Raw genomic sequence first — 14465 nt, 5'->3', positions numbered from 1 at the left:
ATCATGGGATAGGAGGGGATACCGTTTGATGTCGGCATGGAAGGAAAGTGTGCTGGAAGGGAACGGAATCACCATCTTGCTGCTGCTGATTGTGGCTTTTTCACTCATTCAGGGATGGAGTCGCGGAGCCTCCCGCTCAGCCGGGAAGCTTGTTTTTTTTCTGGGGGACGCGGTGCTTCGCCTGGTCGGGCTTGCGATCTCCGTTCCTTTTACATTATGGCTGTCGCCTAAGGCAGGCGATTGGCTGGGCACGGTCTCCGGTTTACCGAATCGGGAGCTGCGCTTCTGGGAGCAGATTTATTATACGGCCGTAAAATCGCTGGCGGATTTCCCGCTGCTTCGGTTTGCGGTCCTGTTTATGCTGAGTTATGCCGTTATCGTGTTTATGCTGCGGCTGCTGGTTTCCCTGATCATGGGAGGCGGGCTGGGACTCTTCGGAACCAAAAAAGAAACCTCGGCATCGCTGCTGAGCCGGCTGACCGGTGCCGGAATCGGCGTCGTCATGGGCGCAGCGCGGAGCATTATTGTGATTGCTATCTTATTCATCTTCGTCAGTCTGAATCCTGATCACGGCTTCAGCCGGTACGTTGAAGCTTCTCCGGTTTATCAGCAGGGGGCGCGGGCTGTGATCGAGCCTTTGTCGGGTTCTCTCGTTAAGGAAAAGCTGCCGGTGTTTACCCAGTCGGTTCAGGAAGAATTGAATGGGATCATTCAGCGAAAGTACGAGGTCATCGACCATCAAATCCCCGAGGGCATCGAGCAGACGGCTGCCCATGTCGTGAAGGGGGCGTCAACCGATGAAGAGAAAGCGCGAAAGCTTTATGATTGGGTAGGCAGCCGGATCGCATATGACCACGACAAAGTGACGCTGTATGAAGAGCAGCGGATATGGAAAGAGCAGACGCCGCAGGATACCTACGATACGAGGTTAGGGGTATGCATTGATTACGCCCGGTTGTATGCCATGATGGCGAGGTCCCAGGATCTTAAGGTCAGAGTGGTTACCGGCAGGGGATATAACGGACAAGGCGGTTATGGTCCGCACGCATGGAATGAAGTCTACTTGAGCGAAGAGAAGCGCTGGATCCCTCTTGACCCGACCTGGGCACAGAGCGGCAACTGGTTTAATCCGCCGCGCTTCAACGAGACGCATATTAAAGAGCAGGTATTTTAATAGAGTGATATAGGCAGGGGCGGCTTTCTAGCAGGGAAGTCCGCCCTTGCTATCCGATGGGCCTTCAGATGAAGTGGGGGGGCGTTTATGTTAATATGGGTTTATGTGATTGTGGATAAAGGGGAGAAGCTTACGTGAAAGGGTTTAGGCCGGACAAGCGCAAACAAGAAGAACGAGATGCCGGCAGTCAGTTTAACTTGCGGGTTAATCTATTTTTTTTCAGCACGTTTATTATATTCTGCGTCATTATTATACGTCTTGCCATATTGCAGTTCGTGGAAGGGCCTGAGCTAAAAGAACTCGAAACCGGTGGGCAGGTTAAAAATTTCCCGCTTCAGCCGATTCGGGGCAGCATCATCGATGCTTCCGGAACGCCGATTGCCTACTCGACACCCTCCCAAGCCCTGTATTTAACGCTGTTAAAGGATTACAGTTCATCCGAACGAGGGAAGAAGAACCGTCCGGAAATCGAAAAGCTGGCCGAGGAAATGGTCAGGGTCTTCGATCAATACGGTGATCCGAAAGCAGAGAAGTTAACGGTGGATGATGTAATCAAAGCGATGGACCTGGAATTTAACAAGCAGCCGGGTTATGAGCCGAGACGCATCAAAGCGGATCTCTCGACTAAAGAAGTGGCTTACTTTATGGAGCATAAGAACGAGTATCCCGGAGTCGAGGTCGTGGAAGAGAGCCAGCGTCAATACAACCCTGATAAAATCGCCGTTCAAACGATTGGATATTTGAAAGAGTTCCGCGGCATTAAGACATTGGATAAATATAAAGAGATTGATGAGCAGAACAAGAAGCAAAAGGATCCGGGACTCATCTACACGGAGCAGGAGAAGGTCGGCGTAGACGGACTCGAAATGATGTTCCAGGATGAGCTGCGCGGCAAGAACGGATATATCGGCATTCCGATTAATCCGCAGAACATGGCGGACGGGGTACCGACCATGATTGCCCCGGAGAAGGGTTACAACATCCATACGACGATTCATAAGGATATCCAAAAAGCTACCCAGCAGGCGATCATCGATCAGCTGAAATGGCTGCACGCCAATCCGGTTTCCGGCAAAACGCATCCGAATGCGCTCACGGGTTATGCGGTAGCGATGGAAGTGGATACCGGCAACATTGTCGCCATGGCCAGCATGCCGGACTATGACCCCAATGTATGGGAGAATGGCACCGACGATTGGGAATCCGTCATGAAGTATTACGGCAACGGTACGATCTCTCCATACAGTTCCGGGCGCTCCGGCAACAATCTGGAATCGGTCGTGCTGCTTGGCTCGACGATGAAACCTTTGTCGGTGCTGATCGGGCTTAACGAAAACTTGTTCGGGCCGAACGATTACTATTATGACGGCGGCGCGGCATTCTTCGGTAAGGATAATACGAGGGTTCGGAACTCCGGCGGTAAAGCCTACGGGTCCCTGAACGCAAGAAAAGCGATCGAGCATTCCTCCAATGCCTTTATGGTCGATTGGATCGGGGAAAAGCTGTACAACAAGTACGGCTCCGAATCCGTTGAGGTATGGGATAGATACATGAAGAAATTCGGGCTTGGGGTATCCACCGAATCCGGTCTGCCAAAGGAGCATAAAGGCATCATCGAATATACCAACATCGAGCAGGCGGGAAGTTATTTGGCTGCCATGGCGTACGCCTCCTTCGGACAGTCGGGCAAATATACGACGCTCCAATTGGCGCAGTATGCCAGCACGCTTGCCAATCGGGGAGAACGCATCCGTCCGCAGCTTGCCAGCAAGATTGTGGATCAGGACGGCAATGTGGTCAAGGAGTTCAAGCGCGAAGTATTGAATAAAGAGGAATTCCCGCAGCAGTACTGGAATGAAGTCATTGCGGGGATGAACACGCAGGGACTTCGGGCTTTCGAGGATTTCAAATATGATTTTGCGCGGAAAACAGGAACATCCGAGCAGGATATTTATAAAAACGGCACTCGGATCCGGGTGGAAAACGGGGTGTTCATCGCCTTTGCACCACGGCAAAATCCGAAACTGGCCGTTGCCGTAGTCATTCCGGAAGCAGGCTTCGGTTCCCAGAGTGCCGCGCCGGTTGCCCGTAAAATTTTCGACGCTTATGACGAGATTTACGGACTGGACGGTACGCCGCACCCTAAAAAAACCGAGGGTGAGAATGAGGACGGCAGTACGAACGAATAATCGACAAACGGCAGCCAATAGCCCTGCAGGGCTGGCTGCCGTTTTTTTGTCATACATGGGCGTCCGGGGCCTTGTCCGCCACGAGATTCAGAACAACGCCAAACTCCAGCAGCGCTTTGAGGCCGCAGAGCACCATGGTGTATCCTCCCATGGAATCAATAGCCCCATGCAATATCTCATCATCATTTCCTGTAAATCCGGAATGGGTAATGGTAACGAAGGTCTCATGTTCGCCCCGCGGGGTGAATATCCACTCGGTCCTCGTTTGATCGGAAGATTCGATGGCGATGCGGCGGTTCTCCTCGATATCGTGCACATACAAGTCATCAAACACGCCATACATTTCCCAATCCCAGCGGATATGCCGGCCTTTCTCAAGTCTGCCGCTGCTTTTGGTAAACCAGAACTTGGTTGTGATATCAGGGTCGATGAAAGCCTCGAAAACTTCTGAAACGGGTCTTCGAATCAACATCTCTGCCGTGACGACGGGATTCTGATTGAGCTTGGTCATTGGGGTGCATAACTCCTTTCGGGTTTGTCTTCGTATTCATCCTAGCATACCGTAACGAGTATTCTTTCTTTTACATTGCTTATTTATTTCAAGGGGCTTGTCGTTTGTTCGAGCCCCCTAGAGGAAATCTTGCGTCAGGCCGGGTTTTACCTGGTTTGGCATGCATCGAGGGGCTGCTCATTCAGGGGAATGTTTTGACGCCCGGCCTTTTGTGGTAAAATGTCGTTATGTTTGCTTTGATTCGTAAGGGGGTTAATACCATGAAACATAAATATCGATTGTTGGCACTGGATATGGACGGTACGCTGCTTCAGGACGACCATGAAGTATCCGAGGAAACCGTGAAGTGGATCAAGGAGGCGGTGCGGCACGGCATTCACGTCTGCCTCTCGACGGGCCGGCCGTTTCAGGATGCTTATCCGTATGCCAAGCAGCTTGAACTGACGACGCCGATGGTAACGGTGAACGGCGGCGAAGTATGGCGTGCGCCGTATGAATTGCATCGCCGCGCGCTGCTCGACAGCAAGCTCGTGGAACAAATGCATGCACTCGCGGTTGAAACCGGATCGTGGTTCTGGGCGTATTCAGTAGATAGATTGTATAACTCTGAGAACTGGACCGATGATGTCGCAAATCAGGAGTGGCTGAAATTCGGATATAACACGAATGATCATGAGGTACGCCACAATATCATGATGCGATTGCAGGATATGGGCGGACTGGAGATCACGAACTCTTCGCCGGATAACCTGGAAATCAATCCGCAGGGCGTCAACAAAGCGACCGGGATCGGACAGGTGTGCGAGCTGCTCGGTATCAGCATGTCCGAGGTTGTAGCCGTAGGAGACAGCCTGAACGACCTGGCCGTCATCCAGCAGGCCGGCCTCGGCGTGGCCATGGGCAATGCCCAGCAGACCGTGAAGGATGAGGCGGATCTTGTGGTTTCCAGCAACAATGAGGACGGCATCGTCGAAGTCATCAGGGATCATATTTTGATCGAAGGGTGAGATGTTGATGGACGTATTGGGCTGGATTATCGTCATCGCTCTGTTTATCATTGGGATGGCCGGGGCGGTATACCCTATTCTGCCGGGGGTTGTCGCCATTTACCTGGCGTTGTTCGTTTACGGCTGGTTCTTTACATTCGAGCATTACAATGCATGGTTCTGGATTATCCAGACCATTATTCTGGTGGTGCTCTTCATTGCCGATTATGCGGTTAATGCCTGGGGAGTCAAGAAACTCGGCGGTTCCAAAGCCTCGATCTGGGGCAGCACGATCGGACTTATTATCGGACCGTTCGTGATACCGGCCTTCGGGTTGATTATCGGACCGTTCCTCGGCGCATTTCTGGGTGAAATGCTGGCAGGCTCGGGAGCAAGCAAATCCATGAAGGTTGGCTTCGGATCGGTCGTTGGATTGTTTAGCAGCATTGTGGTGAAGATTATATTGCAGCTTGCGATGATCATCATTTTCTTCATCTGGATTTTCTAATAGAGCATAGCGATCGCTGTAAGAGGCGCTTTGGAGGAGAAAGAAGGGTACGGTTTTGTCTAAGAAAGAGTCATTTATTAAAGGCACCATCATCTTGGCCGCTGCTGCGCTGGTAGCCCGGGTCCTGGGCCTTGCTCAGCGGGTGCCGCTGGAGCATATGCTGAATGATATCGGGGATGCCTCGTTTACGATCGCCAATAACGTATATTTAATGCTGTTAACGGTAGCCACGGCCGGCATTCCCAGCACGCTCAGTAAAATGGTATCGGAGCGCCATGCTTTGAACAAGCCTGCGGAGGCTCGGCGCGTCTATCATGCTGCGCTTATTTTTGCCGGGGCAGCAGGCGTTGTCATGACGCTGCTCCTTTACCTCGGAGCTCCTTTTTATGCCACTCATATAGCCAAGCAGCCGGAAGCTGCCGCTGCCATTCAAGCGCTCGCTCCGGCGCTGCTGCTGTTTCCGGCCATCGCCATGATGCGGGGTTACTTCCAAGGGCGCAATAATATGACGGCTGGCGGCATATCGCAAATTATCGAGCAGATTGCACGGGTTCTGACAGCGATCGGCTTGGCCTATGTGCTGCTGCGTTTGGGATATGACGATACCTGGATCGCGGCAGGTGCTTCCTTCGGGGGCGTCCTCGGCAGTATCGGGGCATTTGCGGTCATGCTGTATTTTACGGTGAAACTTCGCCGAAGCGATCGTGAGCTCAAAATGCCGGCGGCGGACCGCTCGATTCCGCTTGGCGGGATATACCGGGATATATTCACGCTGTCTATACCGATAGTGCTGTCTTCCCTGGCTGTTCCGGCGGTCAACTTCATTGACAGCTCCATTGTGAAGCCGCTGTTGATCGGGCAGGTTGGTCTGGGAGAGGCTACCGCAGCCCTAGCGGTATTAGGAAACCGGGCGCAAAGCGTAGCGGGCATTCCGCCGATTCTAGCCATTGCCCTCAGCACCTCGCTCATTCCGATCATCTCTGCCGCTTTTGCGAGGAAAGATCAGGAGCATTTGGAACAGCAAGTATCGCTGGCCATGCGCGTTGCCATATTGACGGGTATGCCGATGGTGATTGCGCTCTGCGTTGCATCCTATTCCATCAACGGATTGCTGTTTAGTTCCCTCGGCGGAAGCGGGATCATCGGGTTCCTGACATTCGGTACGATTTTTCAGATCACGATGATGACAACGAACTCCATTCTTCTTGGAATCGGCAAAGCTAAGCTCTCGATGGTTCACGTGATGATCGGGATAGCGGTCAAGCTTGTTGCCAGCTTCCTGCTTGCTCCGTTGTTTGGCATTTACGGCATCATCGGGAGCACGGCTCTCTGTTTCCTTGTCATTACGATACTGAACGTCAGATCGATCAAGGCGATTGTATCCTTCTCGATCCTGGGCAAACGCTGGATGGGCTTCATACTGACGGTTGCTGCCGCAGGGGGGATCGGTTACGGTCTGAACCTGGCCGGTATTCAGATGGTCGATGTCATGCCGGCAAGGTTGGCATTTCTGCTGACCTGCCTGGTTGTAGGCGTAGCCGTAGTCATTATATATCTTGTGCTGCTGGTGGTGTTTGGCGTACTGCGGCAATCGGAGCTTAGCAGTTACCCGCGTCCTTTGCAGAAGGTATTCCGTCCGCTGATGAGGCTGCAGCCTGCGCGTATGCGGGAGCGGGGATAAACCTAAACCTATGATGCAAGAACAGCACGTCTATTCATTCATCCGTTAGAGAAGAGACCATTCCGGCCGTATCGGAATGGTCTTCTTTTATTGCCGGTGGAACGGATCGGATACGTCATGGGCGATGGAGGTTTTCTCCAGGACGGCCCGATGGGCGTGGGTGATATCCGGCAGCATCGGCGGTTTCGGTTTGCGAATATGCTTAAACATCGCGTGGCCCTGATACCAGTCGTACCGGGGAATCGGTTCCGGGGTTTCATCCTGCCAGATCTCCTCGAGACGGGGGCTATACAGACGACGGCCGTCCGGCAGCCATTCCGATTGGATAAGCTCAAGCCCCTCGTGGCCGTGATTCATGGCTTGATCCCGCGTCGGCGTAAATAACGCCGGCCAATATTCAGCGCGCGAGCCCTGATGCTTGGTGGAACGAGCGAATGCCAGCACGGCATGGTAGATATCCTCGTAACCGAACAGTAAAGCGTACAGCGAGCGGCCTGCCTTGATCCGGATGGACAGGTCGTCAAACTTGGGGATGGTGAGTCCGGCCAGCGGCCGGGTAGGGGATACGGGATTTTCGGCAGAGTCTGTGCTTGTCTGTTGGTTATGACCCAGCGGAAATACGATCTGATTCAACCGGGTTAGCTCATGCATCCGGAAGAGGGGATCCTGCAAAATATGCTGACGGTAAAAAGGATGTCTTGCCACCCGCCCCTCAATATAGTTCTGTTCATTAATGATGAGGGCGACCGTAAGCAGCGAACTGCCTTGGTCGTTCCAGAACCGTTCCCAGAACGGCGTCATGAACGATGAAACATGGAAGCGGGGGAGCAAATGGAATAAGGGTTTTCCTATTTTTCGACTGTGCATATAGAGAAGCAGCTGCGGATAGGCATCCTGAAAAATCAGCGCATTGCAGCGCTCCAGGAAACTGTACAGATGGTTTTGGAATGGGGGGGCCATGAGATCCGACTTCAGCCCGCCCTTCAGATCGCTCATATTCCATCCGGCATTGCGTGATACCATATGGGCAAGGAAGGCCCAATGCAGCTCCGGATGCGACTCGTAACAGTCCAAATAGGCCTTGGTTCGGGTCACGTTGCTTCGGTTGGCGGCGGCAGCGGCCTCCTGAATGCGATGAACCAGCTCTTGCTCCTCATCCGTTGGCTGCAGGTCCGGCTCATGACCGCGAATATCGCTGTGACCTTCTTGCAGAGGGAGAAACGAAGAAATGCCCTGCGGCAGATAGGGATGGGAGGAGAGAATGTTCTTGAGCTGCCTGCGAATGGCCCTGACGGCTGTAGGATCCCACTGCAATTCATGCCTGTTCATCCGAAGCTTTAAGGAATATCGCCAAGCTGCCACCATACCCGACCATGATTCTGCCAGGGCTTGCGGAATGGCGGCTGTCCATGCCCCGTAATCCCTGCCCCGATTTGGTTTGTCCTTGGCTCCGTGCGAGTGCATGCCGGTTGTCACCTGCACTTTCTGATGATAATTCCAGACCGTGAACCTCATACAGTCAGTATGCTCTAAAATTTGACTTCCACTCAACAATTTGATTCACTAGGGGTGAAGGAATTCGACGTAAAGGGGAGATAACTAATGGAAAAAATCACTTCAGAAGCAGAATTTCAGGTTGCAATCCAGTCTCCACGACTGACAGTTGCCGTATTTAAAGCGGACTGGTGCGGCGATTGCAAGTTTATCGATCCATTCATGCCGGAGGTTGAGACGAAGTTCTCCAACCAATTGACTCTGGTGGAAGTTGACGTCGATGCTGTCGGTGACGTGAGTCAGCAGCAAAATATTCTGGGCATCCCTAGCTTTGTTGCATACTCTGACGGTCGCGAGCTGGTTCGCTACGTTAACAAACTCCGCAAATCGCGCGAGGAGATTGAAGATTTCCTGCAGCGTGCCGTAGACGTATACGGTACGATTCACAAGTAAGCAGTGACGATAGCACCGCCGCCTTTGAGCTATAACGGGCGGCGGTGTTGTTTTTACATTGGATATTATGAGGGGAATTGCGAAGTCAAGTACCTTGAGCATGAAGGTTTTGTTCATTTTTGAACATTTTGTCACAATCGCTCAAGTGACCGGGGCTGAAGAATCAGGTATAATGAAATGTGGACTGTATATGATGCGATCCTGTATAGGTTTTGAATAGTGAATGATTATGAGCAGCAGGTGAGATAAGTGAACGATAAACAATTAAAGTGGCTGAGTTACATAACATGCTTAATTATGTTCTGCGCGACTTTCGGGGGCATGGTTGTGACAAAGACGGGGTCGGGGCTTGGCTGCGGCCAAGAGTGGCCGCTGTGCAACGGCAAATTTGTTCCCGCTTACACGGTGTCCTCGATGATCGAATATTCCCACCGGGCCGTAAGCGGAATGGCCGGCTTGGCCGCCTTGGCTTCGCTGATTGCGTTCTGGAAGTACAAGCGGGACCGCCGGGATTTGATGGCTTACGTCATCGGAACCTCGATATTCGTCGTGGTACAAGCCATCATGGGGGCCCTCGCGGTGGTTAAACCTCAATCGGCGGCGATCATGGCGCTGCATTTTGGCTTCTCGCTGATTGCTTTTGCCAGTTCGGTCATGCTGGCTTTGGGCATGCGCCGAATCGAACAAGCGAAGGGACCCGCTGACCTGGAGCGATTGCCGCGGGTGGGCAAGGGCTTCCGTAATTTAGTCTGGGGCACAACGTTATACAGCTACATCGTGGTGTATATCGGTGCATTCGTCAGCCATACCGATTCCCGGGAAGGCTGCTCCGGCTGGCCGTTGTGTAACGGAGAAGTGATACCGGAGCTGAGCGGAGGGGTCGGCATCGCCTTTATGCACCGCGTGGCCGCGCTTCTGCTGCTGATCGTGGTGGCGGTGATGGGGCATTTTGCATATTGGCGCAATCGCGATAACCGGGAGATCCAGATGCTGGGCATTTCGGCAACCGTGCTGTGCCTGCTGCAGGTGTTCAGCGGCGCCCTCATCATGGCTACGATGCATAACGAGGAAGTTTACGTATTCTCCGCACTGGGTCATACGCTGCTGATCTCGGCGCTGTTCGGCGTACTGTGTTATTTAAGCGTCCGGGTATGGCAGCTCAGCAAGCCGCTCGAAGCCAAAATACGGAAGGGCCACGACGTGCCCCGCGAAAAGATCGTATAAGGAAGAACGCCGATCATTCCGTTAAGAAAATCCAATATTCTATAGCATACATGCATGCAAAGTCCCCGGACCGGAGTTCGAGGGCTTTGTTGTATAGAAAGGAGCTGCCGGCAGCCGTATCGAAAAGGTTTGATAAGGCAACGAATTTGTTTATATTTAATAACACCGGAGAAATCACAAGTCGCTCCATGCTTATGGAGTTGTCTTCCCGTTTCGGGGGCATCCTAACAGGACGAACCCGGATTGGCGCAGCAGATGATGGGTCATCTGCCAGTCAAGGGGATGCCGAAGGGCCTGATGGCGATCCGGATGAGTTGCCCCCGCGCGAGGATATCGCCGTGAAGACGGCCGCTGAGCGCTGGAATGAGTATATTGGCATTAGCACAATCGAGATCAAGAACCAAGGTTAATCTGATGACGCGAGGGGGTACCGCCATGCTTCGAATGTTACTTGGGGAACAGCCCCGGCAGAACAACGGCCTGCTTGAGGAAGCCATCGAATCGATGGTGAAGACAACCCGGCTGCTGCAGAAGGAAATGGATAAAAATCAAGATCCGACGCATGATTTTCGCAAGCTGGAGATTTGGACCCGGGGACTGATCGTCTCCCTGGATGAGCTGGAGCAGAGCTGGAATGCGGCCAAGCATTTCAGTCAATCGGTTAAATCGGGTTACATCGATGATATGTCGATTCAGGAGCAAGGGGAATATCAACGATATGTGTATTTTTACAAAAACGGCTTCATCCGCGTATTCTCGATCCTTGACAAGCTGGGCACGGTGCTGAACGATTTGTTTGATCTGCATACCTCCAAGGTAAAGGCGCATTTTTCTTATTTTACGGTCCTGCGGCAGTTCAGATTTTTGAAGGCCCACGGTGAGCTGGCTGAAGAGCTGGAAGCGATCAAAGATCGCTACAAAGCACCGCTGAACGCGCTCCGCAAAAGGCGCAACGCTGAAATTCACTACATGAACTCCGAGATGCAGGATGATTTGTGGCAGCGCCATCAAGGACTGTCCGACAAAATCGAGCTGGAGGATATCGACAAGCACCTGGATGATCTCCAACAGGGCATCGATATGGTATGTCGCAGCCTGGCGGCCTCGTATAAATATACGAACAAGCTGTGGACTGAAAATGGAGTGCGGGCTTAGGCACAAAATCGCCATGAAATTCCTTTTGACAAAAGGCTGAAAAGAATCTATACTAACTATTGCATTCATTAAATGTTATCAAATCAGATCAATTTAATCGGAAAAATTTCATATCGATGTTTTCTTATCGAGAGAGGCGGAGGGACAGGCCCGATGAAGCCCGGCAACCGACTTCTTGCGTACCATTGCATAATGCGATGACGCTTGGAGTGACATGGTGCTAATTCCTTCAAAGCTATGGGATACCTTCAGCTTTGACAGATGAGAAAAGGCGTTGACTTTTACGTAAAGAGGGCCCTTTTTGATTCTACAAAAAGAGGCTCTTTTCTTTTGGGTAAATAGATATGAAGCTAAGGAAAAAGGAGGATTATCGGATTGATTGAGCTCAAGCAATTGACGAAGCAGTACGGAAAAGCCGGGTCATTAACAACTGCGTTGTCCGAATTGGATTTGTCGATTGAAAAAGGAGAAATTTTCGGAGTGATCGGACACTCCGGTGCAGGTAAAAGTACATTGATCCGCTGTATCAATTTACTGGAGCGTCCCACCTCGGGTGAGGTGTGGGTCAACGGCAAAAATTTGACGTCGCTCGGCAAGAAGCAGCTTCAGGCGGAGCGCCGTAAAATCGGAATGATCTTTCAGCACTTTAACCTGCTGTCTTCCGCGACGGTGTACGATAACATTGCGTTTCCGCTGCGTCTGATCAAGACGCCGAAGGCCGAACTGGAGCGCAAAGTATCCGAGCTGCTGGCTTTGGTCGGCTTGGAGGCGCATCGCGACAAATACCCGTCCCAGCTGTCAGGGGGCCAGAAGCAGCGGGTGGGTATCGCCAGGGCGCTCGCGAGCGATCCCGAAGTGCTGCTGTGCGACGAGGCCACTTCGGCCCTTGACCCGCAGACGACGGATTCGATTCTGCGCCTGCTGCTGGACATTAACAAAAAGTTTCATCTGACGATCGTGCTGATTACCCATGAGATGCACGTCATTCAGAGCATATGCGACCGGGTCGCCGTTATTCATCAGGGCGGCATCGTAGAGCAAGGACCGGTAACGGAAGTGTTCCTGAAGCCGAAGCATGAAGTGACACAGGAATTCATCCGCCAGGAGATGGACAGCGGCGAAGCGCTGCGGCTGGCTATACAGGGTCAGGTAAACGGCCCTTCAAGAGCGGTTCAAATCACGTTCCTGGGATCGAAAACGTACGAATCGATCCTGTCCCATACCGTTCATGAGACGGGCGTGAATTTTGCGATTCTGCAGGGCACGATCTCTACGATCAAAGAAACGCCGTACGGCCAGCTCATCGTTCGTTTCGAAGGGGAAGAACGCGCAATTGAAGATACGATCCGGAAGCTGCTTGAACAAGGACTAGACGTGGAGGTGATTCATTGATGTTCGGACTTGATTTTACCCAGATCGACTGGAAAGAGATATGGACGGCAACATTGGATACCCTGCGGATGCTGGGAGCTTCGGCCTTGTTCAGCTTCATCATCGGACTGCCGGTCGGCGTGCTGCTCTACATGGCCGCAAGGTCCACGTCCGGGTTGGTACGCTTCGGCTACACGATTCTGTCGTTCATTGTAAACATTCTGCGCTCGGTTCCGTTCATCATCCTGATCGTGGCGATGATCCCGATTACGAAGTCGATCGTAGGCGTTTCGTACGGCGTGCTGGGGACCATTCCGCCGCTGGTGATCGGCGCTGCTCCATTCTTCGCAAGGCTCGTGGAAACGGCTTTGAATGAAGTGGATAAAGGCGTGATCGAGGCGGCTCACGCCATGGGCTCCTCGACAAGCCAAATCGTATGGAGGGTGCTCCTTCCGGAGGCTCGTCCGGGCCTGCTGGCCGGGATGACCATCACGATTGTAACCCTGGTATCTTACACCGCGATGTCCGGTCAAGTCGGGGGCGGCGGTTTAGGGGATTTGGCCATTAAGTATGGCTATTACCGTTATGAGACCGAGATCATGATTCTGGCTGTCGTGCTGATGATTGTCCTGGTCCAGCTGCTGCAGATGGCAGGAGATCGTCTGGTGCGGCATTTTACAAGAAAATAACGGATTGATGAGGCTTCAAGAAAGACAATATATAAATCATATATTTTTCGGAGGGAGAGTTTTAGAATGAAAAAATGGACATTGGCATTGATCAGCTTGACCTTGGTTGCGGTGCTGGCTGCATGCGGCAGCAAGCCTGCGGATAACGCATCCGAGCCAGGGGGAACAACGGGAGGCGGCGGTCAAGAGACCGTGACCTTGAAAGTAGGGGCTTCGCCATCACCGCATGCCAAGATTCTCGAGCATATCAAGCCTGCGCTTGAAAAAGAGGGCGTAAACCTGGAAATCGTAGAATTCACGGATTATGTGCTGCCGAATACGCAAGTGGATTCCAAAGAAATCGACGCGAATTTCTTCCAGCACAAGCCTTACCTGGATAACGAAATCAAAGAGCGCAAGCTGGACCTGGAGTCCGTGATCGCCGTGCACGTGGAGCCGCTGGGTGCGTACTCCAAAACCATTACATCTGCGGATGAGCTGAAGGATGGAGCGGTTGTAGCCATTCCGAATGATCCTTCCAATGCTGGCCGTGCATTGACGCTGCTGTCCAAGAACGGCGTGATTAAGCTGAACGACGAAAGCAAGCTGGAAGCAACCGCCAAGGATATCGTAGAAAATCCGAAGAACCTGGAGTTCAAGGAAGTCGAAGCCGCTATGCTGCCTCGTATGCTGGATGAGCTGGATCTGGCTGTCATCAATACGAACTACGCGCTGGAAGCGGGACTGGACCCAACGAAGGATGCGCTCTTCATCGAAGACAAGGACAATCCTTATGCCAACCTGCTGGTAGCCCGTCCGGACAACAAGGACACCGACGCCATCCAAAAACTGGCGAAGGCGCTGACTTCCGAGGACGTGAAAACCTTTATTGAAGAAGAGTACAAAGGTGCCGTCATCCCGGCATTCTAATTCGAGCAGTAAAGCTCGATATAATGTATATGAATTCATCGTATATGTGAAGAAAGGGCATTATCCAAGAGACCCATCGGTCTTTGCGGATAGGCCCTTTTTTCTTTCTTTTTCTGTCGAA

At 52.3% G+C, this 14465-nt stretch carries 14 protein-coding genes and 1 riboswitch; of the genes, 12 read left to right on the top strand and 2 right to left on the bottom strand.

The window, feature by feature from the left end; genetic code table 11:
• Window positions 1-25 precede the first annotated feature (25 nt).
• Together RB297_RS28320 and RB297_RS28315 are read left to right on the top strand one after the other, a co-directional pair.
• On the top strand, window positions 26-1174 hold the full coding sequence (locus RB297_RS28320) for a transglutaminase domain-containing protein (protein WP_096776650.1): 1149 nt from the start codon (window positions 26-28) through the stop codon (window positions 1172-1174).
• A 134-nt stretch (window positions 1175-1308) separates the two neighbouring features.
• Window positions 1309-3363, top strand: a complete 2055-nt coding sequence (locus RB297_RS28315; protein ID WP_096776649.1) for a peptidoglycan D,D-transpeptidase FtsI family protein — start codon at window positions 1309-1311, stop codon at window positions 3361-3363.
• Between the two features lie 49 nt (window positions 3364-3412).
• Here RB297_RS28315 and RB297_RS28310 read toward each other — a convergent pair whose 3' ends face one another.
• Complete coding sequence (locus RB297_RS28310; protein WP_119846444.1) at window positions 3413-3874, bottom strand: SRPBCC family protein; 462 nt, start codon at window positions 3872-3874, stop codon at window positions 3413-3415.
• Window positions 3875-4134: 260 nt separating this feature from the next.
• Between RB297_RS28310 and RB297_RS28305 the strand changes: the two genes are divergently transcribed.
• From RB297_RS28305 to RB297_RS28295, 3 genes are read left to right on the top strand one after another with little or no spacing between them, the layout of a single operon-like run.
• Window positions 4135-4881, top strand: coding sequence for a Cof-type HAD-IIB family hydrolase (locus RB297_RS28305; RefSeq protein WP_015737425.1), 747 nt, complete (start codon window positions 4135-4137; stop codon window positions 4879-4881).
• A 7-nt stretch (window positions 4882-4888) separates the two neighbouring features.
• The gene (locus RB297_RS28300) at window positions 4889-5368 is read left to right on the top strand and encodes a DUF456 domain-containing protein (RefSeq protein ID WP_096776714.1); all 480 of its coding nucleotides are present in this window, start codon (window positions 4889-4891) and stop codon (window positions 5366-5368) included.
• A 55-nt stretch (window positions 5369-5423) separates the two neighbouring features.
• The gene (locus RB297_RS28295; protein WP_096776647.1) at window positions 5424-7049 is read left to right on the top strand and encodes a putative polysaccharide biosynthesis protein; all 1626 of its coding nucleotides are present in this window, start codon (window positions 5424-5426) and stop codon (window positions 7047-7049) included.
• An 87-nt stretch (window positions 7050-7136) separates the two neighbouring features.
• On the opposite strand, the gene RB297_RS28290 is transcribed toward RB297_RS28295, so the two are convergent.
• Window positions 7137-8564: a DUF2515 family protein gene (locus RB297_RS28290; protein ID WP_375121951.1), complete on the bottom strand. Its 1428-nt coding sequence runs from the start codon at window positions 8562-8564 to the stop codon at window positions 7137-7139.
• A gap of 87 nt (window positions 8565-8651) precedes the next feature.
• On the opposite strand from RB297_RS28290, the gene RB297_RS28285 reads away from it, so the two are divergent.
• The 7 genes from RB297_RS28285 (at window position 8652) to RB297_RS28255 (ending at window position 14344) form a co-directional block, all read left to right on the top strand.
• The gene (locus tag RB297_RS28285; RefSeq protein ID WP_009592843.1) at window positions 8652-8996 is read left to right on the top strand and encodes a thioredoxin family protein; all 345 of its coding nucleotides are present in this window, start codon (window positions 8652-8654) and stop codon (window positions 8994-8996) included.
• A 249-nt stretch (window positions 8997-9245) separates the two neighbouring features.
• The gene (locus RB297_RS28280) at window positions 9246-10220 is read left to right on the top strand and encodes a COX15/CtaA family protein (protein ID WP_375121950.1); all 975 of its coding nucleotides are present in this window, start codon (window positions 9246-9248) and stop codon (window positions 10218-10220) included.
• 86 nt (window positions 10221-10306) lie between these two features.
• Window positions 10307-10630, top strand: a complete 324-nt coding sequence (locus RB297_RS28275) for a hypothetical protein (protein WP_375121949.1) — start codon at window positions 10307-10309, stop codon at window positions 10628-10630.
• 25 nt (window positions 10631-10655) lie between these two features.
• Window positions 10656-11375: a Cthe_2314 family HEPN domain-containing protein gene (locus RB297_RS28270; protein ID WP_096776644.1), complete on the top strand. Its 720-nt coding sequence runs from the start codon at window positions 10656-10658 to the stop codon at window positions 11373-11375.
• A gap of 121 nt (window positions 11376-11496) precedes the next feature.
• A riboswitch (SAM riboswitch) is annotated at window positions 11497-11643 on the top strand.
• Between the two features lie 107 nt (window positions 11644-11750).
• The gene (locus tag RB297_RS28265) at window positions 11751-12767 is read left to right on the top strand and encodes a methionine ABC transporter ATP-binding protein (protein WP_375121948.1); all 1017 of its coding nucleotides are present in this window, start codon (window positions 11751-11753) and stop codon (window positions 12765-12767) included.
• Window positions 12767-13435: a methionine ABC transporter permease gene (locus RB297_RS28260; RefSeq protein WP_009592866.1), complete on the top strand. Its 669-nt coding sequence runs from the start codon at window positions 12767-12769 to the stop codon at window positions 13433-13435. The genes RB297_RS28265 and RB297_RS28260 overlap by 1 nt, the downstream gene beginning before the upstream one ends.
• A gap of 66 nt (window positions 13436-13501) precedes the next feature.
• Window positions 13502-14344 (top strand): MetQ/NlpA family ABC transporter substrate-binding protein, encoded by an 843-nt coding sequence (locus tag RB297_RS28255; RefSeq protein WP_375121947.1) that lies wholly within the window; start codon window positions 13502-13504, stop codon window positions 14342-14344.
• Window positions 14345-14465: the final 121 nt, after the last annotated feature.

Source organism: Paenibacillus sp. CR_12 (assembly GCF_041953985.1).
Taxonomy (GTDB): Bacteria; Bacillota; Bacilli; order Paenibacillales; family Paenibacillaceae; genus Paenibacillus_AQ; species Paenibacillus_AQ lautus_A.
Note: the sequence above shows the minus strand (reverse complement) of the source record. Positions and strands in the feature narration are given on the sequence as shown.

Coding starts and splice junctions, on each gene's coding strand:
- RB297_RS28270 (WP_096776644.1), top strand. CDS start 10,656: ATGCTTCGAATGTTACTTGGGGAACAGCCCCGGCAGAACAACGGCCTG.
- RB297_RS28300 (WP_096776714.1), top strand. CDS start 4,889: ATGGACGTATTGGGCTGGATTATCGTCATCGCTCTGTTTATCATTGGG.
- RB297_RS28310 (WP_119846444.1), bottom strand. CDS start 3,874: ATGACCAAGCTCAATCAGAATCCCGTCGTCACGGCAGAGATGTTGATT.
- RB297_RS28290 (WP_375121951.1), bottom strand. CDS start 8,564: ATGAGGTTCACGGTCTGGAATTATCATCAGAAAGTGCAGGTGACAACC.
- RB297_RS28255 (WP_375121947.1), top strand. CDS start 13,502: ATGAAAAAATGGACATTGGCATTGATCAGCTTGACCTTGGTTGCGGTG.
- RB297_RS28285 (WP_009592843.1), top strand. CDS start 8,652: ATGGAAAAAATCACTTCAGAAGCAGAATTTCAGGTTGCAATCCAGTCT.
- RB297_RS28260 (WP_009592866.1), top strand. CDS start 12,767: ATGTTCGGACTTGATTTTACCCAGATCGACTGGAAAGAGATATGGACG.
- RB297_RS28305 (WP_015737425.1), top strand. CDS start 4,135: ATGAAACATAAATATCGATTGTTGGCACTGGATATGGACGGTACGCTG.